A 25,068-nucleotide genomic window follows, 5' to 3' on the forward strand; every position below is an offset into this window, starting at 1 on the left:
AGCGGACTTATACGCATCACCCCGCAAACCGTCAACACTCAAAAAAACAAAAAAACAAAAAAACAGGTAAGACGTTGATATAATTAGCTTATTTTGAGCGAACTGCCTGCTGGAGCGTTTGCAGCAGCGCAACAGGCAACTCCAGAGGCATTCAGCCAGTCGCTCGATCCCGTAGAACATGCTTGAGAGGTTTGCCCGCAGCATTGCGCGGTATGGCTTCCAGAAATTCGATGCGAGCGGGCCTTTTGTAGGTCGCAAGGCGGGACTTGCAGTGGTTGATGAGTTCATCAGCGCCAACCTTTGCGGAATTGCGCGCGACGACAAAGGCAACACCGACCTCGCCCCACTTCTCATCCGGCACTCCGATGACAGCAACTTCGGCCACTGCATCATGGCTCAGCAGCACCGCTTCAACTTCGGCTGGATAAACGTTTTCCCCGCCGCTGATATACATATCTTTCAGCCGGTCGGCGATAATGTGGAATCCGTCTTCGTCGCAGCGCACCAGGTCACCCGTGCGGAACCAGCCGTTAACGAAGGAGGCCGCTGTCTGCTCCGGCTTCTTCCAATAGCCACTCGATATGGAGGGGCCTCGTATCCAAAGCTCACCCACCTGTCCCGCTTCGCATGCCTGCCCTTGCGCATCCATGATCTTCACATCAATCAATGGAGCCGGAAAACCAACGCTTCCATGGCGGGTTGAAATTGCCTGATGATCGATAGGCATGTGCAGGACTGTCCCGGCTTCGCTCATGCCATATCCATTGACCAAAGCGACGCCATCAGCGAGGTAGGCTTCAACCAATGGCGGCGGCAGCGGCGCGCCCCCTATAAAGATGGCCTTCAGCCGTTTCATTCTCTCCCCTGAATAGCCAGGCTGATCTCTCAGAATGGTCGCCATCTGCGGGACAGCGAAATAATGCGTCACGGCGAGATCTTCGTCGTTCAGGCAATCAATTGTTCGCTCCGGCAGAAAACGATCCGATACAATGAGGGTGCCGCCCATCATCAAGGTCGTTCTGGCTATCGCCACAAGGCCGATCGTATGAAAAAAGGGCAAGTCACAGAAGGTCACAGCGCCTGGCGCCACCTCCCCGACAACAGAGAAGTTGTAGGCAGCATAAAACAGGTTCGATCTCGTGAGGATCACACCTTTCGGCGTCCCGGTCGTGCCCGATGTATAGAGCAGGATGGCTGGCTCGTTTCCCGTGGCCGGCAATGGCTTCAGCGGATCGGCCTTACGAATGAGGCCATCGAGCGAACTCTCATCTCCCTGGTAGCCAAGAAGCTTGACGCCGGACTTGGCGCCGAGTTCTCGCGCAACGGGCCCGAAATCGTCTTCGAAGACGAGCAGTCGAGCATCGCAGTCGGCAACGATGTCGGTCAACTCGACGGCCCCCAAACGCCAGTTCAACGGAACGAATATACAATTCACGCGCTGGCAGGCGAAGGCGAGCACCAGATGATCGATACTGTTGCGGCCCAGAGCAGCAACAGTAGCGCCCGGAACAGAAGAACCGAGAAGCTCATTTAGAACCGAGGCACAGCGCGCAATGCGCTCATCCATTTCCCGGTAGGTAACCGTTATGCCATCAGCAAGAGAGCGTGCAGCGATGCGATCCGGTGAGATCCGTGCACGGTAGGAAACCGGATCTCTGGCAATCAGCGTTTCGGAGAAATGGTCCCCAGAAACATTCCCAAGCATGATGGACATGAGCAACTCCCGAGCGTTTCGATCGCCTCCACGATCTTTGTATGCAACACTTACAATCGGCTTGACTTGAAAGCAAGTCGTTTGGATGGTGTAAGCTCTTACTGATGTATATGTGATAACAACCATCAGGTCGCAGTTTCTAATTAAATGAAAGATGCAAGCGAGATGACGTTTACTGACCAACCGGATGCTTTAGACAGTAATGACCCGGAAGGACTGGATCCCGGCTGGCTGACCGGATTGGTTGGTTTTCACCTGCGCATGGCACATGTGGCACTCCACCGAGATTTTGCTCTCAGCACAGCACGCTTCGACATCACGCAGAAACAGTTGGCGGCCATGGAGCTGATCGCAAGAAACCCGGGCGCATCGCAGGTCGATATTGCGCAGGTCCTCTCCATGGACCGTGCCACCATGATGGGCGTGATCAAGCGCCTCATGGCCAAGAACCTGGTTGAACGGAAGCCATCGCTCACGGATCGCCGGCGTCACGAAATCCGCCTGACAGATCAAGGACGGAAAGTTCTTGCAGAGGTTCATGAGGTTATCGAAAAACACGAAAAGGAATTCTGTGCCGTATTATCCGAAGACGAATGTGCGTCTTTGATCGACATGCTCACCCGCCTCTACCGACGGGGCCGACAGTCTGCCGCCCCCTAGCGGATATGGTCGCTGACTGGGTCCAGTCAGCTTCAGCGCCTCAGATGGCGCTGGCCATTCTGTCCTTGATATATATTTCCAAAAGCTTTTGTGAAATCGGTCCCGGCCTGCCGTCAGCAATGACGGCGTCATCCACCCTCACGACAGGCATGACAAATGCGCTTGCGGATGTGATGAAAACTTCCGCTGCATCGCAGGCTTCCAAGACAGTGAAGGCGCGTTCCTCAACCTGGAGGGCCACTTCTTTGGCCAAGGATAAGACGGAGGCTCTTGTAATGCCGTGAAGGAGGGCATTGGATAGATGTCTTGTCACAAGGCGCCTGTCCTTCGTCACGATATGGACGTTTGACGAGGTGGCCTCTGTTATATAGCCGTCCTCGACCAGAAATGCGTCATCTGCGCCAGCACGCTCGGCCTCCATCTTCATCATGGAAGAGTAAAGAAGCTGTACGGTCTTGATTTGCCGATTCATCCAGCGGCCTTCTGGCATGGTCTTGACCGTCAGCCCGGTTTTCCATTTGGGGTTTTCCAGAATGTTCTTCTTTTGGGTGAACATCACGATGCTGGGCGCCATATCGGCCGCAAAGAGAAAATCGCGGTCGGCTGCGCCGCGCGAAATCTGAAGGTAGATGAGGCCACTCTCCAGCTCGTTTCGCGCAACGATCTCACGATGTAGCCCGAGCAATTCGTCATCCGTGAACGGTAGCGGAATGGAAAGGGCCTCAAGCGAGCGCTTAAGCCTCGCCAAATGTCCAGCGTAGTCGATCAGCTTTCGGTCGATGACAGCCGTCACCTCATAGATTGCATCTGCAAAAAGAAACCCACGGTCGAACACTGACACCTGAGCCTGTTCTTCAGGAACCCAGCGGCCATTCACATAAACTATCCGTGACATTTCTTCTCCATCACTGCAGGCGGGAGGCGCACCCGAAACATGCTGCCAAAGTCCGGGTGTACCAACTACATGATTCGGGCAAGTGCGAGGCCGCAAAGTGCATTCCGCCATTCAGCTTGACCCGCATCATGGTGGCTGGAACAACAGTAAAAAAACTTGGAGAATCACCTCATGCCAAAGCCGATAGCGTTTGTTTGCCGCCTCGACAGAGAAGAAGAGCAGCAATGGCTGGAGGTGCTGCGGGAAAAACTGCCGCAGGAAACGATCTTGCCCTTCCGGCAGATTTCGCCCGATGAGCGCCGGATGATCGAAGTTGCCATCGTCGCCAATCCCGATCCAACCGAGGTTGCGGCACTGCCGGGACTTGCCTGGATTCACAGTCTGTGGGCCGGTGTTGAACGACTGGTCGCCGAACTCGGCACGTCCTCGCCGCCCATTGTTCGGTTGGTCGATCCCGAACTGGCACGCGTCATGGCGGAGGCGGTTCTCGCCTGGACCTATTATCTTCATCGGGACATGCCCGCCTACCGGCAGCAACAAGCATGTTCCCAATGGAAGCAACGCGCTTATCGACATCCATCCTCGCTGCAAGTGGGCATGCTGGGCCTCGGAGAGCTGGGAAAGGCTTCGGCAACCCGGCTGTCGAGTGCCGGGTTCAGGATCAAGGGCTGGAGCGCCAGCCCGAAACAGCTCGATGGTGTCAGCACGTCCACGGGGGAAGACGGCCTGATGGATCTGCTATCAACCAGTGACATCGTCGTCTGCCTGCTGCCTCTGACGCGCGAAACCCGGTACCTGCTCAATGAGCGGAGGCTATCATCAATGCCGAAGGGTTCCTCACTGATAAACTTCGCGCGCGGAGCCATCGTTGAAAACGAGGCATTGCTTCGCCTTCTTGATGAGCGGCATCTTGACCACGCCGTTCTGGACGTCTTCGAGCAGGAGCCCCTGCCGGACGCTTCTCCTTTGTGGGCGCATCCGCAAATAACGGTTCTGCCCCACATATCGGCACCCACCACGCCAGACACGGCAGCTTCGATTGTCGCGGCCAATATTGCAGAATGGCGAAGCAGCGGCAGGCTGCCCAAAACAGTGGCTCTAACGCGGGGCTATTAAGTCTCCGGACAAAATTCTGATGGAACCAACTTAGCCTCCTTGAGTTGCCGGGGAACGGGCGCAGACAGAAGGTGGAGATGGCGGACACCCTGAGCCGCCACCGTCCATCGTTTCCGCTGCAGCATTTGCCCGCACTCATTTTGAAGGAGGCTCCCCCATGGCTGATCAGGATACCTTGCAATACGATGGTCCCGCAGGTGGTTGGGGATCCCTTCGCGGCATTACCCGGATATTCGGCAAGGAGTGGCCGTCGCCAGGTGTTCTGGAAACACTGGCCCGACAAAATAAACCTGGCGGGTTCATGTGCGTCTCCTGCGCCTGGACCAAGCCTGCGCACCATAGCGCTTTCGAATTCTGCGAGAATGGCGCCAAGGCAACCCTTTGGGAGCAGACCACACGCCGCTGTACCCCGGAGTTTTTCGCTAACCACACCGTGACGGACCTGAAGGACTGGACAGATCATGACCTGGAGCAGACGGGCCGCTTGACGCATCCGATGCGCTTTGATCATGCATCGGATCGTTATGTTCCGTGTTCGTGGGAAGAAGCCTTCGAAGGCATTGGCAGGGAACTGAAAGCACTCGATCCGAAAAGTGCCGTGTTTTATGCCTCCGGTCGCGCCAGCCTGGAAACATCCTATCTTTACGCGCTGTTCGGCCGTCTCTACGGGCATAACAACCTGCCGGACAGTTCCAATATGTGCCACGAAACAACTTCTGTGGCTTTGAAAAAGATCATCGGGGCACCGGTCGGTACATCTGTCTACGAAGATTTCTCCACCTGCGACGCAATCTTTTTCTTCGGCCAGAATACAGGGTCCAACAGCCCCCGCTTCCTTCATCCGCTGCAGGATGCCGTAAAGCGGGGCTGTCGCATCGTCACCTTCAACCCGGTGCGCGAACGCGGGCTTGAGGCCATGATCAATCCGCAAAGCCCGACGGAAATGCTCACCGGGCACGAGACCAGAATCTCGAGCCATTACCTTCAGGTCAAGGCGGGCGGAGACATTGCTGCCTTGCTGGGCCTCTGCAAACATGTGCTGGCGAAGGACGATGAAGCCAAACGCGACGGTCGCAGCGTTCTTGATCGAGACTTTATCAAACAACACACGCATGACTTCGATGCCTTCGAGCAATTGGTGCGCCAAACCTCATGGCAGGAGATCGAGGAACATTCGGGGCTCACGCGGGTTGCACTCGAGGAAGCCGGACAGGTCTACGTCGAGGCTGAGCGGGTGATCGGCATCTATGGAATGGGTCTCACCCAACAGGTGCACGGCTTCGACAACATTGGCATGTTCGTCAATCTGCTCCTCATGAAGGGCAATATCGGCCGCGATGGCACAGGTATCTCACCCGTCAGGGGCCACTCCAATGTGCAAGGTCAAAGAACAGTCGGCATTTCTGAAAAGCCGGAGCTTGTGCCATTGGACCGGCTTGAGGATATGTTCGGCTTCACCGCGCCACGAGATACGGGTTTGACCACGGTAGACGCCTGCCACGGAATCATGAAAGGCGATGTGAAGGCATTCATCGGATTGGGCGGCAATTTCGTGCGCGCCATTCCTGAACAGGAGGCCATGGAGGCCGCTTGGCAGAGGATGCGACTGACCGTTCAAATCGCCACAAAGCTCAATCGAAGCCATTTGATCAATGGTGAAATTGCCTATCTTCTTCCCTGCCTGGGCCGTTCCGAGGAAGATCTTCAGGAGAGCGGTCCCCAGATCGTCACAATCGAAGATACATTCAGCTGCATCCACGGCTCCATCGCGCGCAGAAAGCCTGCCAGCGAGCATCTCAAATCGGAATTGGCAATAGTGGCCGGTCTGGCCAAAGCAACGCTTCCACCAAATCCAAAAGTTCTATGGGACGAATGGGTGAGTGACTACAGCAAGGTCCGGGATCTCATAGAGCAGACTTATCCCGATCAGTTTCACGATTTCAATAAACGGGTCTTCACGCCAGGCGGTTTCTACCGCGGCAACAGCGCACGCGAGCGGATCTGGAAAACCGAGAGCGGTCGAGCGGAATTCACTGTACCACAGCAGCTTTCGGCCCACGGGTTCGCCAATGCACCGGGGCGCTACAGGCTTATCACATTAAGAAGCAACGACCAGTTCAACACGACTGTCTATGGTTACAGCGACCGGTTAAGGGGCATTGAAGGCACCCGCAGTGTGCTGCTCATCAACCCCGAAGATATTGCCGCCGCAGGCCTGAAGGCAGGTCAGGTGGTGGGGTTGGCCTCCGATGCAGAGGATGGCCGGAAACGGTACATTGGCGGACTGACCGTGACGCCCTTCGATCTCCCCAATGGCTGTATCGGTGGCTACTATCCGGAGCTCAACCCTCTCATTCCACTCGATCATCACGACAAAGCCTCGAAGACGCCGGCGGCAAAGGCTGTTCCGGTTCGAATTGTGACGTAGAGCGGAATGTCAGCCCGCTTTAGCGGTTCGGTCGCTCGGCTGACACGTTGACACAGCCTTGTTGCACACGCAGGATGTTCGGCAATCCTCATGCGTGTGCGCAAGGTCGCGCAACATCTTCAAGACTGGCTCGGTTGCTCGAACGCTCTGGCGACGTCATCCTCCTGCACCTCAGTCAACGCCTTGTGGATCGATACTTGAACGTGCCCTTCCTCTTGCATGACAATGATCACCGTTTCCTTTGGCGGACAACCGGGCAGATGACAGGCAAGCTCGTTCACCGATACGACGGCGCTCTCACCGAGGTTCAGCAAGGCCTTCACCCACTGCTTGATCATTCTCGCAGATTGCACCACGCCCGGATTTCGGCGCGCCAGCGGATTGTTGAAGGAACCACTCATAGAGACTGTCCTCGCTTGCGTCTTGCTCTCGGTGCCAGCACTTCGAACAGATCCTGAATCTGGCGTTTCGGCATACTGCTTCCAATGAGAACAACGCGGCTGCGGCAGTCGCTGCCGGGCCATTCCGGCAGGCGTAGCGTAGGGTAAAGGCGATGCTGAACCGCATGGGCGACCATCGGTCTTTGAAGATCATCCGCCAACGCGAAAATACCTTTCAGCCGCAAGAGGCCAGAGCCCACATTGCTCGTCACGATATGCAGGAAGGTCTCCACGGCCGCCGGTTCGAGCGGAACATCATGCGTCAGACAGACCGCTTCGATTTCCGCACCATGCCGGTTGGGATCATGAGTGTGATCGCCATGCTTCGACAGTCTTTCGATGGCCAGCCAGCCTTCGACATCCTCAATCTTTCCCGAAATGGTATAGGCTGCCGAGCCGAACAGCGCTGGCAGATCAAACTCTGCCGAATGGCGATCATGCAGCAGGGCTGAGGGGTTTAACTCACGCAAATCTGCCAGATCCTGATCGCTCTCTGCCAGGTCTGTCTTGGTCAAAACAATGTGGTCTGCAAAAGCCAGCTGCTTCCAGCCCTCCATGAATTTTGCAAGCATGTCTCTGCCGGAAATAACATCGAAAGCAGTGACCACCCCAGCCAGGTAGAACCGTCTGGCAACGACATGATCGCGCAAAGACATCGCAGGTGCGCCGCCGGCAATAAGGCTATTGATGATGGGGGCCGGGTCGGCGAGGCCCGTTGTCTCAATGACAACCCGCTCCACGATCCTCACGCTTCCCTTTGCCTGCGCCTCATGCAAATCGTGAAGCGAGGCGCGGATATCGCCGGTGGCCGTGCAACAGATGCAGCCTGTCGTCGTCTGAAAATAGGTTTCAGAACCAGCCTGAACGAGATCGTGGTCCACCGGGATCGTACCAAACTCATTGATGATGACCGCCGTTCCAGCCATATTCGGGTGCCTGAGAAGCCTATTGATAAGACTGGTTTTACCGGAACCCAGAAATCCTGTGAGGATGGTTACAGGCAGGGGGGCGTGTTGCCCGCGGCCTTCGTCGATAGCCGGCTTTGGTTCGCGCGCCTTGAACATTCCAGCTGTCACCCTCCTCCACAAACACAAAGCCCGCGCCCCTGACGAGGCGCAGGCTGTCATTTCGGTCAGCTGCCGAGGATCGCCGCCTTCATCGTTTTCACATTGTGGTGGAACATATCGATATAGGTCGATGCCGGGCCATCCGCCGCAGACAAGGCGTCGGAATAGAGCGTGCCGCCCACCTTCAAGCCCGTTTCCTTGGCGATTTGCTCAATCAGCCGAGGATTGCTGATGTTCTCCATGAACACAGCAGAAGCCTTGTCGTGCTTGACCTGGTCGACCAGCTTGGCGACATCCGCTGCCGATGCTTCAGCTTCCGTGGAAATGCCCTCCGGCGCGACGAATTTCAGCCCATAGGCCTTCGAGAAATAACCGAACGCGTCATGCGTGGTGATGATCGTACGCTTGGACTGCGGAATCGCGGCAATCTCTGCCTTCACGTCCTTATCCAGTTGCGCCAGTTTCTTCAGATAAGCCTCTGAATTCTGCGTATAGGTCTGGCATCCGGCCTTATCCGCTTCGCAGAAGGCCTTGGTGATGTTCTTGACGTAAATTTCCCCATTGCTGACAGACTGCCATGCATGTGGATCCCAGGCGCCGTGATGGTGTCCTTCGTGGGTCTCCGCCTTTGCTTCCTGACCATGATCATGCCCGTGTTCATGATCTTCCTCTTCACCCTTGATGGGCTTTACGCCTCGACTGGCTTCGACAATCGGCGCCTTGGTGCCGCTTGTTTCGATAAGGCGGGACATGAAGCCTTCCAAGCCCAGACCGTTAACAAGAACAACATCGGCTTTCTGAAGTGCCACAGCATCGACTGGCTTCGGTTCGTAAACATGAGCATCGCCGTCAACCGGCACCAGGGTTTGTATCTCGACACGATCACCCCCGACATTCTTTGCCAGATCGGCGAGGATGGAGAAGCTGGCCACGACCTTGAGGTCCGCTGCGGAAGCTGCCGAGGCGTAGCTGCAAAGCGCGACCGTGCTGACATAGGCCGCGAAACGAAGTGCACGAAACATGAGTTCTCCTTGTTTAACTTCAAGCGGTTTTGTGGCGGCGTCCTGGGAGGATGCTGACGAGAATGCCCCGACGCCCTAAGACGGCGGAGAAGAGATAGGCCGCACCGGCGAGCATGATGATGGCAGGACCGGAGGGCATGGACGCATGATAGGAAAGCAAGAGCCCTCCGACCGACGCACCCAGTGCAATGGCAACAGCAATGGCGCACAGAGAGCGCACATCGTTGGACCAGAAGCGTGAGGCGACTGCCGGCAACATCATGAGACCAACGGAAAGCAATGTACCCAGGGCCTGAAAGCCACTGACGAGATTGAGCACGACTAGCACGAGAAACAGGACGTGAACGACGGAGCCGATGCCGCTCACCGACCGCAGGAAAAGCGGATCGAGACATTCTGCGACAAGAGCCCGCCAGAAGATGAGGAGCGTCGCAAGCGTGACGATTGCCACGGAGACAATCAAGGTCAGCGCGTCATCGTTCAAAGCGAGGACGGAACCGAAGAGAACATGCATGAGATCGACACTCGAACCATGCCAGGACACCAGCAAGACGCCGACAGCCAGGGACATCAAGTAGAAGGCAGCCATCGAAGCGTCCTCCTTTTGCACCGTGAAACGGGAAACGAGGCCCGACCCCAGCGCCACGACGAGGCCGACAATCAAACCACCAATGGTCATCGGCATGATGTCGAGACCAAAGAACAAAAAGCCGAGCGCTGCGCCGGGCAGAATCGCATGGGACATGGCATCGCCAGTGAGACTCATGCGCCGCAGCATGAGAAAAACGCCAACCGGAGCACAGCTCAGGGACAGGATGATCGAGCCAAACAAGGCCCGCTGCATAAAGCCATACTGCAAAAACGGCTCGAACAGATACTCAAACACGGGCAGCAACCTTGCGTATGTCGGCGCCATGATTCGCCAGATCCTCGCCCCGCGCGCCGGCTGCACCGTCGCACCATCGGGCATCCTCATCCCATGCTTCATGAAAGGTCTGCGCTCGGCGAAGATTTTCTGGCGTCACGACCATTTCGGTCGGCCCAAACGCGACCGGACGCCGCGCCAGCAACAGCGTCTGCGGAAAATACTGGCTGACGAGTGCATGATCGTGAAGGACGCAAAGGACCGTCCGCCCTTCCGTCACCCATTGCCGGGTCAAATCCACCAGGTCTCGAATGGTACGCTGATCGACAGCATTGAAGGGCTCATCAAGCAGGATGAGATCCGCATCCTGAAGCATGGTGCGTGCAAAGAGTGCACGCTGCATCTGGCCGCCGGAGAGGCTATCGAGCGCACGGTTTTCAAACCCTAACAGCCCCACGGCCTCAAGACAGCCCTCTAGCCGATCCCGATCTGCCCTGCTTCTGCGGCCAAGCAATCCGGTTTTTTGCCAGAAACCGAGTGAAACGAGATCAACAACGCGCGCCGGAAAAGTACGGTCGATTTCCGATTGTTGCGGCAGATAGGCAAGCCTGCGGGCCTGCATGGTGCAGCTGCCACTCAAGGGGCGCAGTATCCCCGCAATCCCCTTCATAAGCGTGCTTTTGCCGGAACCATTGGCACCGATGACGGCGGTCAGCGAGCCACGCAGGATAGTCGCACTGAGATGATGCACCGCCGCATGACCGCGATAACCCAGCGTCAGGTCAGTGAATGTCAGCGCAGCATCGGTCATGGGATTCTCAAAGATCGTCTCGGGGATTGACACCTTCTCCATATGTAATGTTATTACATACGTCAACGTATGCGTTATGTCATAACATTAAATTTCAGAAAGGTGTGCGCTGTCCTGTCGAGTCTTCTAGTGCGCGTCCAGCACAAAACGCGTCAGCGGTTTTGCGTCCGGACTGCGTAAAAACAAATAGATAGAGAATTTCAGGTGATGCCGTCTTGCCGGAAATCTCTCGTGCGCTTCAGGCCAAGCCAGCGCCTCACTCTTCAGTTCGAAGCAAAGGAAGTAAGATGCAGAAAAAGCTGCCAGTAACGGTGCTGTCCGGTTTCCTGGGGGCGGGAAAGACCACCCTGCTCAACCACATCCTCGCCAATCGCGAGGGCCTGAGGGTCGCGCTCATCGTCAACGACATGAGCGAGGTCAATATCGATGCTGCCCTTGTCAGGGATGGCGGAGCAAACCTCTCACGCACACAGGAACAACTGGTTGAGATGACGAATGGGTGCATCTGTTGCACGTTGCGCGACGATCTCCTGAAAGAGGTTCGTGCATTGGCCGAGCAGGATCGGTTCGATTATCTGCTGATTGAATCCACCGGCATCGCTGAACCGCTTCCGGTGGCCGCGACCTTCGATTTTCGCGATGAGGACGGGCAAAGCCTCTCGGATGTCGCGCAACTCGATACCATGGTGACGGTTGTGGATGCAGCCAATCTGTTGAACGATTACGCATCGGCGGATTTCCTGGCAGATCGCGGCGAAACAGCGGGCGAAGACGATAACCGTACACTGGTGGATCTGCTGGTGGAACAGATTGAATTTGCCGATGTCGTGGTTTTGAACAAGATCAACACGGCGACGCCAGAACAGCGCGATGCTGCGCGCAGGATCATCACGGCCTTGAACCCGGATGCCAGGCTGATCGAAGCCGAATTTGGTCGGGTGCCTCCGAAGGAAATTCTTGGCACAGGTCGGTTCGATTTTGCGAAGGCGGAAACGCATCCACTCTGGTTCAAGGAGCTGTATGGTTTCAAGAATCATACGCCTGAGACCGAAGAATATGGCATACGCTCCTTCGTGTATCGCGCCCGCAGGCCGTTCGATCCGGCTCGGTTCCAGGATTTCATCAATCGCTCCTGGCCGGGCGTCGTCCGCGCGAAAGGCTTCTTCTGGTTGGCCACGCGCCCGCACCACGTGGGTGAGATCAGCCAGGCAGGAGCGCTCGTTCGCACAGGAAAGAAAGGCCTATGGTGGGCCTCGGTACCGAAGGAACAATGGCCCCGTGAGCCGGAATTTCTCGACATGATGGGTCCCTATCTGGACCCGGTATGGGGTGATCGGCGGCAGGAGATCGTCTTTATCGGTGCCGATCCGATGGATGAGGCGGGTCTGCGCAAGGAACTAGACGCGTGCCTGGTGGAAGCCGAAGGCTTCACCCCGGACAAATGGAAAAGCCTGAAAGACCCCTTCACCAGCTGGGCGCCCAAGGCAGCCTGAGATCCAGGCTGAACAAAAAACGTTAGAGGGGCCACTTGGGCCCCTCCTCCTGTGTTCTCATCAGCTATGAATGCTGATGCTGTCGTGCTTGTCATCGAACAGGATCTTCACGGCCGCAGTGTGATCCTGCAGAACGGCAACATCCTTCCAGTTGTCGCCGCCCGCATTGACGCTCAAGGTTGTGTTGGAACCATCTGTTGTTGCCCTTACGGCGGAAGCCGCACTCTCAGTGCTGACTTCTGGGCCGAGGACCTTGTCGAGCAGCACGGAGACATCGACCGCATCGCCCTGCTCGGAGCGATAATCGGTGATGACATCCGCCACATCCATGTCGTGCAGAGCGGAGGCGTCGAACACGAAGGTATCGGCACCTGCACCGCCGGTCATGATCGAATGGCCGGAACCGGCATTCAGGATATCATTGCCTTCGGTACCGAAGATCTCGGTGGAGAATTTGTCCTCACCGAACACGGTGTCGAAGCCCATCTCCACCAGATCGCCATGCGAACCGTCGACGAATGTGAAGCTGCCATGTGCCAGCACGTCCTGCCCATCGATGGCGTCACCGCCCGCCGTGGAAGAAAGCGAAATGCTGGCAACGCCACGGGACGCGAGTGAATAAACTTCGCCCTCGTCATTGATGCCGTTATGGTTGGCGTCTTCCCAGATGGAGAGCTTGGAGAAAGCATCGTCCTTCGCGTCGATTGTGCCGTCGCCGTTGCTGTCAAGCGTGGCGAGGGCTGCCAGACCACCTGCATGGTTGCCGCCTGCAAAGCTCGGCGTGAAGATTTCCGAGCCGTTATCGATCTTGCCGTTACCATTTACATCAAGGGCAAGAATGCCGTTCTTGCTGGTCCAGGCCACCTGATCGGCCTTGCCATCGGCATTGATGTCGAATGACACGCCATCATGTGCACCGGAGAAGTGGAAACCGGTGTGATGAAGATCGAGAACGATTGGATCGGTGCCAATCACGGGGCGGATATTGTAGGATTTTCCGTCCACGGCAATCTTGACGTATTCGGTGATCGGTTTGCCTTCAAAAAATCTGCCGACATCCTTGAGTGTGTAGATCGCGATGAAATTCTTGGCTCCGTTGGGATCTACCTTGACGATCAGATCGTCGCCGTTGTGAACCACCTTCACATAATTGCCGATCGAGTCCTTGTTCGCAGATTTGATCAGGGTGCTAAGGTCAATGGTGTCCCATTTGCGATAATCGTAGATGATGTCCGCATTTGCCGCTGAAGCAGCCTCTGTGCCCCACTGGAAGGTGTTATCGCCTTCGCCCCCGACGAGCTTGTCATTTCCTTCACCCCCAATCAGCAGATCGTCTCCGGAACCACCGTCCAAGTAGTCGTTGCCAGTTCCACCAACAAGGATGTCCCTGCCTCCATTGCCCCAGATGGTATCATCGCCAGCTCCACCGAGCAGAACATCGTTGCCGTCAGTTCTTTCCTCTCTGACAAGGTCCCCAAGAATACTGTCGTTTCCAGCACCGCCTTCAATGAAGTCGTCGCCGCTTGCACCGACGAGATTGTCATCGCCACCCATGCCATAAATGGCATCGTTGCCATCGCGACCATTCAGGGGATTTGCTGCTCCCCAATCACCAATTAAGACGTCGTTCAGAGACTGTCCCCAGGCCTGGGAACTGTTGCCGATGACAACACCGCCATCGACAGCACTGAAGGCCACATATGTGCTGACCGATGCGCCGTTTTCAGTCGCCGTAACCTTGTAAATGTAAAGACCAGCCTCGTTCGGCCACCCTTCGCTTAAGATGCTGTGGGACGGGTTGCCTGTAACCTTGCCGTCCTTACCAAACGTGAGCCAACTAGTTGACCAGTTCCTGGATAGCGCCTCAAACTTGAATTCGGCTTTCGAGGTAAAGCCAGAAAACAGCGAAGCGGCGTCAAAATTCAGCTTTGGGAGCCCTTTGTCGTCGTTTGTATAGACATAGCGGCCAGTCGCTGACGTATTTTCATTGACCTCCGGTCGCACGACATCCGTGGCGCCGTTGATGGTGATCGAAACTTCCTTTTCGGTTCCATCAATCGTCTTGACTTTGAACTTGTCGGTCAGCGTCTGATCCTTGTTCAGCCCGTCAACATCCTTGTTGGTGTTGTCCAGATAATAAGTCCACTGGCCGTTGGCAGACATCGTGAAGGAACCGTACTTGGTCGCCGTTTTGGCGCTGACTGCTTGCCAAGCGCTAGTGTCATCGCGGTCAACTGAGGTGAGCGTTCCCGACACCTGGTCGACGCCAGCATTGTTCTTCGTCGCCTCCGTCACAGAACCGTTTGCGGTACCGGTAATCGTTGCCGGATCATTGGTTGCCGTGAGGTTGATACTCAGCGTCTGCTTGACCGTTGCGTTGAATTGATCGCGAACGGTCAGCTCGAAGCTTTCCGACGTGCCAGCTTTCAGCGCCTGAATAGCAGCGTTATTCGGCTCGTATTTGTAGTCGCCCGTAGTACTATTCAGATAAAGCGTACCGTAAGTGCCGGTCTTCACCAGGTTGAAGCCCTGAACGCCCGTCACAGATTTTCCATCTGTCACGGAATAGGCGAGTACACTTGCCGCATCCCGGTCAGCCCCTGCCAGCTTTCCGCTCTGCGGGAGGAACGTGTCATTCACAGCGGTGTCTTGGATAACAATCGGAGAAATGACTCCAAGACTTGGCGTATCGTTGGCACCATTGACAACAACATTCAATGTTCTGAATGCAGATCCACCATGCTCATCGGTCACAGCGAGGGTGAATAGCTCACTCTTGCTGGACGTCAGCGCCTGAATAGCGGATGCGTTCGGCACATACTCGTATTGTCCGGTGGTGCTGTTGAGGTAAAGTTTCCCGTATAGCCCTTCCTTGACCACATCGAATTTGGATGAATCTGCCGAAGTCTTGCCGCCATCAACGCTGAACTTGAGCTTCGCGCCAGCATCGACATCCTTTGCAACAAGCTGACCAGCCTGCGCCGACAGCCTGTCATCCGCGGCCGTATCCTGGAATGTCAGTGTGTTCACCGGTTCAAGCATCGGGACATCATTGCTGCCGGTAATGTTGATGATCAGACTTGCCGTGGACGTCGTGCCAGCGTGGTCCGTAACGGTGTACGTGAAGACTTCCTTTTCCGCATCGCCCTGGGCCAATCCATCGCTCTTGGCCGCATCCAGCTTGTAGATGTAGAAACCACCCGACATGATGAAGAGTTTGCCATAGGTGCCGACAAGCTCCGTTCCGGTAATGCTTACGGCCGTTGCAGGATTGAACGGATTGGGTGTTCCGGCGACAACACTAGATACAACGAGTGTATCGACAATCTTACCGTTGATGTCGACGTTCCCGTCTGTATCGTTGATGAACACATTGCCCCCGGCCTGCGGGTTACTGTTCATCGAGTTGTCCAGCCCGCCTGCCTCCTTGAGGCTGTGGACGTCGTCGCTAAGGCTCGGCGCTACATTGACGACATTCTCGGCAAGCATTGTGTAGCCGCCGACATTGTCTGTGCCTGTGAACTCGAACTTCTCTACGAGGCTGGTCAGTCCGAGGAGCTTGCCCGCTTTATCGTAGACGACATAAGACCCTTGCAGCGAACCCGCTTCAAATTTGTAGTCGGTCCATAGACCGGATAGACGGATGGTGTCCGATCCACCGTTACCGTAAACGCCGAAGGTCGTGCCACTTGCCATGGAAAGGTCGATAAGGTCGTCACCGGATCCGCCTCCCACACCAACATAAGGACGGGACAATCCAGCCGTGTTCGTAACGGTCAATGTGCTACCGCCATCTCCCAACTGGAATTGGAAGCTCTCAACATCCGTCGTTGTAACCGAGCCGCCCCCGACTGTGGCTTGCGCAGTATTGTTGGAACGCTGATCAGCCGTAGCGCGAATGGTCAATTCCATTGCCTGGGCAAACCCGCCCTCGACAATCACTCGGTCGAATCCATCACCACCGGACACAACATCTCGACCATCTTCGGAAGTATAGACGATTGTATCGTCGCCTACACCAGCTTCGATTGTGTCATTGCCAGCACCGGCCCGAATGACATCATTCCCCGCACCGCCGGAAATGATATCGTTACCGATGCCGCCGTAGATTTCGTCGTTGCCTTCCCCACCCCAGATGCTGTCATTGCCGTCGCCGCCGTAGATGCTGTCGTCACCATCGAGGCCCGAGATCATGTCATCGCCGGAGCCGCCATGCAGCTGATCGGAAGCAAGATTGGAACCCTGGATCACATCATTGCCAGCACCACCTTCAACCACAACGCCCTGAACACTGTAACTGGTGGGGAGCATGATGACATCATTGCCGCCGGTACCAACGAACTTCTCAACTCCATCCAATGTCATGGTAGAGCTGTTGGCACGATCAAAGACAAAGCCGCTTGCGGCCGCATCCTTGATCAGTTGAACGGTATCGAAACCTGTTCCGCCGAGGAGACTATCGCTTTCGCCAGACAAGCCGTTGATGCTGACCAGTTCGCTTGTACCATCTCCGTACTGGAAGAAACGATCACCGGAGCCGGTGACATCGGCAACAACCTGCAGAATATCATCGCCGGAACCGCCATCGAGCGTATCAGCACCGGTGCCGCCATTGAGGATATCACTGCCTTCTCCACCTCTCAGCAGATCATTGCCAGCGCCACCCTCAAGCCTGTCGTTACCGCCCATGCCATTGAGCTCATCGTCACCCGCACCGCCCTTGAGGACGTTGTTTTCCGTGCCGCCGTAGATCACGTCATTACCGGAACCACCAGTCACATTGACGATGCCCTGCGCGCCATCGTGGCCAACCACCTTGTGGCTGCCCGTATTGGACGGACGATCCATGGCTCTGTCCGAGCTCATCAGAACGCTACCTTCCACGCCATTGCCGGAAAGGTTGATCGCGACAGGTGCCGAGAGGGTTTCGTAGCTCAGCGTTCCATCGGAAAGCAGTGTGCCAGCCGCATCGACACGGATGGTGAAGTTCTGGCTTGCAGGATCGCCATCGGCATCCGTGGCAATCGCCTTGAAAGTGAGATCCAGGAAAGGATTGCTGCCCTGCGGCGCAGTATGGTCGAGCGGCTGCAGAAGATGGAAGTCATAGCTCGCAGTGCCCGCATCGGCCTTTAATGTCATCACGACATTGGATGCATCTGCGTTTGCTGGCTTCCCGCCTACATAACCAACCAGCATCCCGCTGATCCAAGCGAAGTTAACCGCCTGAGAGAAGGAGCTCAAGGTCACCGTCTGTCCACGATGATCAATCACGCTGACTGGCTTGTCCGCGAAGGTCAACGTCTTGGACGCACCGTTATCGGCACCCCAGCTCAAGCCACTGAGGCCCTTGGTAATGAAGGTCTGGCCTTCTTCGGAAATTTCAGCACGCGCGTTCGCATTAAAGACCGGCGTATCGTCGTTGATGGTGACCTTGAAGCTGCCGTTCTGAACCTTGTCGTCACGGTTACCAGCCGCATCGCCATCGGCATCGAAGGCAACGAACTTGAAGTTGAGATCAAGATTGTTTTCAATGCTCTGCTGCACGCCTTTCACAAGTGATTCTGAATGGTCGATGCCAGCCAGAAGCTTGAAGCTGTAGGAACCATTCTGGAATGTCGGATCAAGAGTGACCTTGAAGACATCGATATGGCTACCCTGCGTGCTGGCGGTCAGCACGTAGCCGCCGTTCCATGCGCCGTTCTCGCCCTTGAGCAGATCGATCTTGTAGACAAGCGCTTCGTTGCCGGAGGTCAGCTTGCCAAGACCCAGCTGTGCCGCGGTGACATCACCAACAGAAAGCGCCTTACCGGCAGTCGCGCTGCTGCTATCGGCAAACGCAACACTGCGGCCAAAGCTATCGTTTGCCGACGTGCCCTTGACATCGCGGTCCACGCCCCACTCAATTCCGAGCGATTTCCCGCTGACTTCACTTGGAGCATTGACATCATCCTTTGCGGCGTTGTCGTTGCTGCCCGCGATCTTCGGCGCACCATCTTCATCCACCACCGAGGTTTCGCTTGTGCCCAACCGAGGCGCATCGTCATTCACGACAACTTTGAAGGCACCACTGGCAGTATCGCCATCGCTGTCTGTCGCCGTGAACTTGAAGTTCAGGCTGATGTTGTCTTCAACGTTCTTGACCGGGTGATCGAGATTGCCGAGCAGCTTGAAGTCATAGCGGCCATGGTCATCATCACTCAGAGAAACGCTGAAGATCTTGTTCGACGGAGCTGCGGAGCCTGCCGGATCGTTGCCGACATACCCGTAGAGCATCGTGCCATCGACACTGACCCACACCTTCACCGGCTGGCCGTTTGAGCTCAGGCCTTCGGCAAACACTTCACCATTTTTGTAGCCATCGAAGGCGACGGAACGGTTATTCGTGCGACCGGAGTCGTTGTCGTCTGCACCCCAGTTAATGTTCAGGCTGTTATCCGTCTGAACATTGCCCTGGATGTCGCCCTTATAGTGGTGCTCGCGCTCGGTATTGCCAAAGCTGTTGAGGTTCTCCTCATCGACGCTTCTATCCGAGATAAAACCAATCGTCGGCTGATCGTCCATGATGGTAACGCTGAACGAGCTCGTCGCAGTATCGCCGTCGGAGTCTTTGGCGAAAAAGCCAAAGTCCAGCTTCATGGAGTCGCTGTTTGGCGCATGATCGATGTTGCCGTTGAGAGAGAAAGCATAAGCGCCCTTACCGTTATCCGTCAGGGATACCGTGAAGACAACACGCTCGCCAGCTAGGGCAACAAGGGTACTATCGTTATCGAAAACCTTGTAGGTAATCTGTTCGCCATCCGAAGTAAGCCCAGCAGGAGCCTTCAGGCCGGAAAGGAACCCAACGCTACGATCTGCCGATCCCAATCCGTCATGATTGTCGGCACCCCACTTGATATCCAGCGAACCCAGCTTCACAGCGGAATCCGGATGATCGGCGTAGACTACATCACCCAGAGTGAGCGGCAGCGCGCTCTCATTGACGGATTCCGCCTCTGGCGAGCCAATAAACGGTGCATCGTCATTGATTGTAATAGAGACGGAGCCATTGGCCGTGTCGCCATCGCCATCCTTGATCGTGAAGCCAAAATCAATCTTGATATCGTCTTCTGAGTTCTTGACCGGATGATCCAGGGAACGGAGCAGATTGAACTCGAAAGCACCGCTTGCAACATCGGTGACCTTCAGAGTGAAGACCGGTTCTTTGCCTGCCATCGCCGTCAACGTGTTGGTCGAAGCGTTCCAGCTGTAGGAAAGCGAGACGCCGTCAGACTTCAGGGCTGGCAAATTCTTCGTATCGAAGGTGATAGCGCCATTAGCCGCCTGACCGTCTGTGCCAAAATTGTAGTTGAGTTTTCCAGCAGCCTTGGCTGATGTGGCGTCCGCATCACCATCATAAGCTTTGAACGCGCCGTTACCGTCTCTCAGTCCGTCCTCATCGACCGTTACCCCGCCTTGCGCACCGATAATGCTCGGACCATCATCCACGATTTTAATCGCCAGCTGCGTAGAAGTGACTGCATCCTTCATGTCGCCATCGGCATCGACGGTCGTCACCTTCGCATAGACGCCATTGATCAGGCTGATGCTGTTATGATCGTTTACGCCGTCAATATTCACATGCTTCACAGGCTGATACTGAACGATGGAAACAGAGCCGTCGTTACCAATCGTCAGGGCGAAAATCCTGACGTTGCCAACCATGCCCAGCACGGTTTGGCCGTTGATCGAGGTCAGCTTGACGACCTCGCCCGAAAGCGTGCGGATTCCAGAGTCCTCATCACCATTGAAGGCGCTGCCCGCCGAGTTGACGAGCGACAAACTGGTAGAACCATTGCCATCCGCACCATAGCTTGTCACCGCTTTGACCATATCGAGTTGACGCGCCCAGCCAATGGCATCTTTCATCAGGTTTTCAGGGATACGGCTATCAGTGACGCTTTGCAGATCGTCTGAATTTTGATCAACACCTGCGGTCTCATCATGAACGAGTTCAGCACCCGTCGTGATTGAAATTGAGGCTGTTGGCGCATCGTCGTTTACGGATACTGTGAAAGTACCCGCGTTAGTGGCGTCACCGTCCGCATCGATGCCTTTGAAGCTGAATGTCAGATCCCGGTTGTCTTCAGCGTTCTGAACAGAATGATCAAGCACACCTTTCAGATCGAAGGTGTAGGCACCATTTCTCGCGGCTGGATCGAGCGTAACCGTAAAGACGACCGGGCCTTCGCTACCGGCCTTCGCCTCAAGCACATAACCACCATTCCATACGCCGTCTTTGACGGAAAGGCTGATGCTGTAGGCAAGCGGCTCTTCGCCTGTGGTCAGGTCCACAAAACTCTTGCCTAGAGCCTCAGCAGCAATCGGGCCAGGGCCCAAAATCTCGCCGGTCTTCGCATTTACAAAGGCAACTTGACGACCGATGGGGTCGTCGACTTTGCCGATCATCCCATCCGCATCCACTCTTTCGGCCTTCAGATCGGAATCTGCACCCCAGTTGATGCCGAGCGATTTTGGACCTGTCGAAGCTTGACCAGCAGATCCAGTCTCACCCTTGGCATAGCTGTCGCCGACATTGCCGTTAAAACCAGTCAGGCTCTCTTCATCGACAATTCCACCTTCAGCTTTTCCGACCGTCGGCATATCATCTTGAATGCCAACAACGAAGTTTCTGGTTACCGTATCGCCATCGCTGTCCGTTGCTGTGTAGGTGAATTGAAGAAGAATAGAGCCGTTGCCATTGCCTTCATTGTGGTCGAGCGGCTTAAGCAAGTGAATGCTGTAAGAGCCATTGCCGGCATCCGAAAGCGTGGTGAAAAGAACAACATTGCTTGGCTGTGCCTCGGCGTTAGCATCGAAGCTTGCTGGCTTTTCGCCTGTGTAACCGACCATGACGCCATTGATGACAGCGAAGTGAACCTCCGCACCCGCAGAAGTCAGGACAGAGCCACCCTCGCCTTCATGCGCGAACTCAACCTCTACGCCTGAATCTTCAGTGAAAGCAACAGAGCGGCCAATTTTGGCACCGTCCTCGATACGGGCATTATCGGCACCCCAGTCAATATTGAGGGAACCGCCGCCAATAACGATGCCATCCTTGTTCGAAACGAGCTTCTGCTCGTCAATGCTGACATTTTCGCCACCGCCAGAGATTGGGCTGTCGTCGTTAACGGTGACAGTAAAGCTACCGTCCAGCTTGTCGCCGTCGGCATCATTGGCCGTAAATTTGAACTCAAGCTTCCAGTCGTCTTCGGTAGTTTTATCTGGATGATCCAGCGCACCGATGAGTTCAAACTGGTAAGAGCCAGCGCCCCGGTCGCTCAGCGAAATTGTGAAGACCGTTTCGCCTAGTTCAGCATCCTTGCCATCGCTACCGGCAGAAATAAGCTGGCGCGCTTCAAGCTTCGTACCTGTCTCATCCAAAATATAGGTCAGCGAATAACCAGCAGATGTGAGCTTCATTCCCTCAAGCTGAGAAATTGTAGCAGCCGTGAAGGCCACGCCGCGATCACCGGCGAGGCCCGTCAGGCCGCCGTCAACCACCTCAGGAATGCCGTCGCCCTTGTCGGCACCCCAGTTAATGTTGAGGCTGCCGCCAGACTTCCAGAGGTCGGCTTCAATGTCGGGTCTCTCGATAAACTCAGGGAATTCGCCATCACGCCCTGGCAATTCAGAAATAGGACCGTCGAATATAGGACCATCGCCTTCGGAGCCACGGCCACCATTTCCACCAGCAATAAAATCCTCATCAACACGGCTGTCTTCAGGTGCAGCCGTAAACGAAGGCCGGTCATCACCGATATTCACCGTGAAGGTGCTGGAGGCCTTGTCGCCGTCGCTATCGGTGGCAGTATAGCCGAACTGCAACGAAAGGCTTGCATTGCCATTCGTGCCATCGCCAGCGGCGTGATCCAGCGGCTTCACCTGTGTGAACGTGTAGCCACCGCCCTGACTAGCGTCTGACAAAGTGACGAAGAAGACGACGTTCGCACCCTGGATTGACGTAGGCGCAGTCTCGGCGCTGCCGGTATAGCCGACAAGGGTGCCATCCTGGAGAACGATAGTGGAAACGACTTCGCCGTTTGAAGTCAAAACGCTGCCGTTCACACCATCATGGGCTCCGGCCACAACCACAGCCGAATTGGTGAAAGCAACGCTGCGGTCGCCCATAGCAGCGCCAGAATTCGAATTGAAGGAATCCGCACCCCAGGAAATGTTGAGCGTGCCGTTGGCTACGGTTTGCGCGGCGTTTGGCTGAGTGCCGATTGAAAGCGCTTCGTCACGCACGATGCCTTCTGCGCCTGGAACGGCAATCGGTGAATCATCGTTGACGGTTACCGTGAAGCTGCTGTCGAGCTTGTCGCCATCTGCATCGCTGGCCGTGAACTTGAATTCAAGCTTGAGGTCGTCTTCTGTCGCGGTATCGGGATGATCCAGTGCGCCGATAAGATTGAAAACATAGGAACCAGCCCCCTTATCACTGAGCGCTACCGTAAAGACAACATCTCCCAGTCTCGCTTCACTGCCATCGCCCGCAGGAGAAATGACCTGACGTGCTTCCAGCTTTGTACCGGTTTCATCCAGCACGAAGGTAAGTGGAAAGCCGCCTGAGGTGAGCTTCATACCCTCAAGCTGAGTGACGGTAGCAGATGTGAAGGCAACTCCTCGGTCTCCGGCAACACCAGTCAGGCCGCCGTCGGCAACTTCCCGAATGCCATCACCCTTGTCGGCACCCCAATTGATGTGAAGGCTGCCTTGCGAATTGGCTGAAGCGGAAGAAAGTTCTGCGCTTGCTTCGCCACCATTTCCGCCTTTGATGAAATCTTCATCGACACCGGAGTTATCTGGATTGACGCGAAGCGAAGGCCGGTCATCACCGATGTTCACCGTGAAGGTGCTGGACGCCTGATCACCATCGCTATCGGTGGCAGTATAACCGAACTGCAAGGAAAGGCTTGCATTGCCATTCGTGCCATCGCCAGCAGCGTGATCAAGCGGCTTGACCTGCGTGAACGTGTAGTCCCCGCCCTGGCTCGCATCTGACAGAGTGACGAAGAAGACGACGTTTGAGCCCTGGATTGACGTCGGCGCATTCTCGGCGCTGCCGGTATAGCCGACAAGCGTGCCGTCCTGCAGGACGACGGTAGATACAACCTCACCGTTTGAGGTGAGAACGCTGCCGTTCACGCCATCATGAGCTCCGGTCACGACAACAGCCGAATTGGTAAAAGCCACGCTGCGGTCGCCATTAGCCGCGCCAGAATTTGAATTGAAGGAATCTGCACCCCAGGAAATATTGAGCGTGCCATTGGCTACGGTTTGCGCGGCGTTTGGCTGGGTGCCGATTGAAAGCGCCTCGTCACGCACAAGGCCTTCTGCGCCTGGAGCGGCAATCGGCGCATCGTCCGCGATATCGATACCAAAATTACCGGTTACAAAATCGCCGTCCTTATCTGTTACTGTGAAGGTGAAGTTGAGACGCAGAAGATCGTTGAGGCCGGCGCGTAGTACGTCTGGATTATCCAGTGCCTGGAACACCTGGAAAGTGAAAGCACCGGTTTCGACGTTTGTGACTGTCAGGCGGAAAACTTCAACGCCATTGGCAAAACCGGAGATACCAACGCCAGAAGCAAGAGCCTGCGTGGTGATCGGGAAACCGCCCGAAGTCAAGGCAACAGCATTGCCTGCAAGGCCAGCCGGTTCATTCACATCACTCGCACCGGTGAGCCCGATGGCAGTGACCACGCCAAAATCCGCCCCAGGTGTGAAGTTCAACCGGCCCACAATAGTTTCATTGCCAGCCGTTGCGTCTGACAGCGTGGGTTCAACAAACGAAAAGGGCCCGGAACCGATTTGGATGGATGGCGTATCGTCAATCAGCGCGCTGTTGATGCTCGCATCTCCATCGGCTTGGTCTGTACCGGAAAGCAAGGAAGCGAGTTGGAAGTTTTCGGGTCCATTATTCTGCTGGCCGTCATCAAAGTTGTGGCCATTGCTGTTTGAACCGTTGCTTGCGGAATAGGTACCATCCGGACCGGCAGCAACATTGATGCCGTTATCGGTCAAGGCTGCGAACAGAACCTGCTGAGGAAGCTGAACCTGATCGATGACGACCGCCGGGATGTTGACGGCACCGTTAACGATCACGATTTCCGTTCCGTCCGCCTGCACCAGGACAAGATTGTTTCCCTCAACCCGGATATCGTCGATCGATGTACCCGCAGGGAGGATTACACTGTTGTTTTGATCTGGAACAACCTGTTGAATTGCAACCTTTTGTGGAGCTGCAGCCTGTTGAGGCTGCGCATCGCTTTGCGATGTATTGGTTTGGGCTTGCGCCACCTCATAGGAAGTAACGTTTGCAGTATCTTGCCGATTATTCGACACAATATCAGATTCGAATTCGACGTTGGAAGCATCGTTTTCAATGACGGACACGCGCGGCTCTTCAATCGACATGGTTACTCATCCCCTAACAAAGATGAGCGACTTAAAGCACAGTCTGTTCCGTCTGCAACCTTCCATTAACCCTGACGATATAGCCGGTTATGCAACCGGAG

Annotated in this window: 12 protein-coding genes; 4 read left to right on the top strand and 8 right to left on the bottom strand. The window is 55.6% G+C overall.

Translation table 11 applies throughout. From position 1 onward, the window contains the following. Positions 1 to 151: 151 nt before the first annotated feature. A complete protein-coding gene (locus tag ACFSE1_RS07725) occupies positions 152 to 1,705 on the bottom strand; it encodes an AMP-binding protein (RefSeq protein WP_377399757.1) in 1,554 nt (517 codons plus the stop codon). Between the two features lie 174 nt (positions 1,706 to 1,879). Between ACFSE1_RS07725 and ACFSE1_RS07730 the strand changes: the two genes are divergently transcribed. After that, the gene (locus tag ACFSE1_RS07730; RefSeq protein ID WP_377398842.1) at positions 1,880 to 2,374 is read left to right on the top strand and encodes a MarR family winged helix-turn-helix transcriptional regulator; all 495 of its coding nucleotides are present in this window, start codon (positions 1,880 to 1,882) and stop codon (positions 2,372 to 2,374) included. 40 nt (positions 2,375 to 2,414) lie between these two features. On the opposite strand, the gene ACFSE1_RS07735 is transcribed toward ACFSE1_RS07730, so the two are convergent. Continuing rightward, entirely contained in the window at positions 2,415 to 3,269 is an 855-nt protein-coding gene (locus ACFSE1_RS07735) for a D-amino-acid transaminase (RefSeq protein ID WP_377398845.1), read from the bottom strand. A 171-nt stretch (positions 3,270 to 3,440) separates the two neighbouring features. Between ACFSE1_RS07735 and ACFSE1_RS07740 the strand changes: the two genes are divergently transcribed. Both ACFSE1_RS07740 and ACFSE1_RS07745 read left to right on the top strand, forming a co-directional pair. After that, positions 3,441 to 4,385, top strand: coding sequence for a 2-hydroxyacid dehydrogenase (locus ACFSE1_RS07740; RefSeq protein WP_377398848.1), 945 nt, complete (start codon positions 3,441 to 3,443; stop codon positions 4,383 to 4,385). A 157-nt stretch (positions 4,386 to 4,542) separates the two neighbouring features. After that, positions 4,543 to 6,813 (top strand): FdhF/YdeP family oxidoreductase, encoded by a 2,271-nt coding sequence (locus ACFSE1_RS07745; protein ID WP_377398851.1) that lies wholly within the window; start codon positions 4,543 to 4,545, stop codon positions 6,811 to 6,813. Between the two features lie 119 nt (positions 6,814 to 6,932). Here ACFSE1_RS07745 and ACFSE1_RS07750 read toward each other — a convergent pair whose 3' ends face one another. From ACFSE1_RS07750 to aztA, 5 genes are all read right to left on the bottom strand, one after another. Continuing rightward, the gene (locus tag ACFSE1_RS07750; RefSeq protein WP_377398854.1) at positions 6,933 to 7,214 is read right to left on the bottom strand and encodes a hypothetical protein; all 282 of its coding nucleotides are present in this window, start codon (positions 7,212 to 7,214) and stop codon (positions 6,933 to 6,935) included. Next, on the bottom strand, positions 7,211 to 8,317 hold the full coding sequence (locus tag ACFSE1_RS07755) for a CobW family GTP-binding protein (protein ID WP_377398857.1): 1,107 nt from the start codon (positions 8,315 to 8,317) through the stop codon (positions 7,211 to 7,213). Before ACFSE1_RS07755 ends, ACFSE1_RS07750 begins: the two co-directional genes overlap by 4 nt. A 68-nt stretch (positions 8,318 to 8,385) precedes the next feature. After that, positions 8,386 to 9,342, bottom strand: a complete 957-nt coding sequence (gene aztC, locus ACFSE1_RS07760; RefSeq protein WP_377398860.1) for a zinc ABC transporter substrate-binding protein AztC — start codon at positions 9,340 to 9,342, stop codon at positions 8,386 to 8,388. Positions 9,343 to 9,361: 19 nt separating this feature from the next. Then, complete coding sequence (gene aztB, locus ACFSE1_RS07765; RefSeq protein ID WP_377398863.1) at positions 9,362 to 10,258, bottom strand: zinc ABC transporter permease AztB; 897 nt, start codon at positions 10,256 to 10,258, stop codon at positions 9,362 to 9,364. Further along, positions 10,221 to 11,018: a zinc ABC transporter ATP-binding protein AztA gene (aztA, locus tag ACFSE1_RS07770; RefSeq protein WP_377398866.1), complete on the bottom strand. Its 798-nt coding sequence runs from the start codon at positions 11,016 to 11,018 to the stop codon at positions 10,221 to 10,223. The genes aztB and aztA overlap by 38 nt, the downstream gene beginning before the upstream one ends. 287 nt (positions 11,019 to 11,305) lie before the next feature. On the opposite strand from aztA, the gene zigA reads away from it, so the two are divergent. Beyond that, the gene (zigA, locus tag ACFSE1_RS07775; protein WP_377398869.1) at positions 11,306 to 12,511 is read left to right on the top strand and encodes a zinc metallochaperone GTPase ZigA; all 1,206 of its coding nucleotides are present in this window, start codon (positions 11,306 to 11,308) and stop codon (positions 12,509 to 12,511) included. Positions 12,512 to 12,571: 60 nt separating this feature from the next. Here zigA and ACFSE1_RS07780 read toward each other — a convergent pair whose 3' ends face one another. After that, positions 12,572 to 24,967 carry a T1SS-143 repeat domain-containing protein gene (locus ACFSE1_RS07780; RefSeq protein WP_377398872.1) on the bottom strand — a complete coding sequence of 4,132 codons (12,396 nt, stop codon included), beginning with the start codon at positions 24,965 to 24,967 and terminating at the stop codon, positions 12,572 to 12,574. Positions 24,968 to 25,068: the final 101 nt, after the last annotated feature.

It is taken from the genome of Affinirhizobium helianthi, assembly GCF_042680945.1.
GTDB lineage: Bacteria > Pseudomonadota > Alphaproteobacteria > Rhizobiales > Rhizobiaceae > Neorhizobium > Neorhizobium helianthi.

What these genes read in the sequence shown, in the direction of transcription:
- ACFSE1_RS07725 (WP_377399757.1), bottom strand. Translation starts at nt 1,705, where the DNA reads ATGCTTGGGAATGTTTCTGGGGACCATTTCTCCGAAACGCTGATTGCC.
- ACFSE1_RS07730 (WP_377398842.1), top strand. Translation starts at nt 1,880, where the DNA reads ATGACGTTTACTGACCAACCGGATGCTTTAGACAGTAATGACCCGGAA.
- ACFSE1_RS07735 (WP_377398845.1), bottom strand. Translation starts at nt 3,269, where the DNA reads ATGTCACGGATAGTTTATGTGAATGGCCGCTGGGTTCCTGAAGAACAG.
- ACFSE1_RS07740 (WP_377398848.1), top strand. Translation starts at nt 3,441, where the DNA reads ATGCCAAAGCCGATAGCGTTTGTTTGCCGCCTCGACAGAGAAGAAGAG.
- ACFSE1_RS07745 (WP_377398851.1), top strand. Translation starts at nt 4,543, where the DNA reads ATGGCTGATCAGGATACCTTGCAATACGATGGTCCCGCAGGTGGTTGG.
- ACFSE1_RS07750 (WP_377398854.1), bottom strand. Translation starts at nt 7,214, where the DNA reads ATGAGTGGTTCCTTCAACAATCCGCTGGCGCGCCGAAATCCGGGCGTG.
- ACFSE1_RS07755 (WP_377398857.1), bottom strand. Translation starts at nt 8,317, where the DNA reads ATGTTCAAGGCGCGCGAACCAAAGCCGGCTATCGACGAAGGCCGCGGG.
- aztC (WP_377398860.1), bottom strand. Translation starts at nt 9,342, where the DNA reads ATGTTTCGTGCACTTCGTTTCGCGGCCTATGTCAGCACGGTCGCGCTT.
- aztB (WP_377398863.1), bottom strand. Translation starts at nt 10,258, where the DNA reads ATGGCGCCGACATACGCAAGGTTGCTGCCCGTGTTTGAGTATCTGTTC.
- aztA (WP_377398866.1), bottom strand. Translation starts at nt 11,018, where the DNA reads ATGACCGATGCTGCGCTGACATTCACTGACCTGACGCTGGGTTATCGC.
- zigA (WP_377398869.1), top strand. Translation starts at nt 11,306, where the DNA reads ATGCAGAAAAAGCTGCCAGTAACGGTGCTGTCCGGTTTCCTGGGGGCG.
- ACFSE1_RS07780 (WP_377398872.1), bottom strand. Translation starts at nt 24,967, where the DNA reads ATGTCGATTGAAGAGCCGCGCGTGTCCGTCATTGAAAACGATGCTTCC.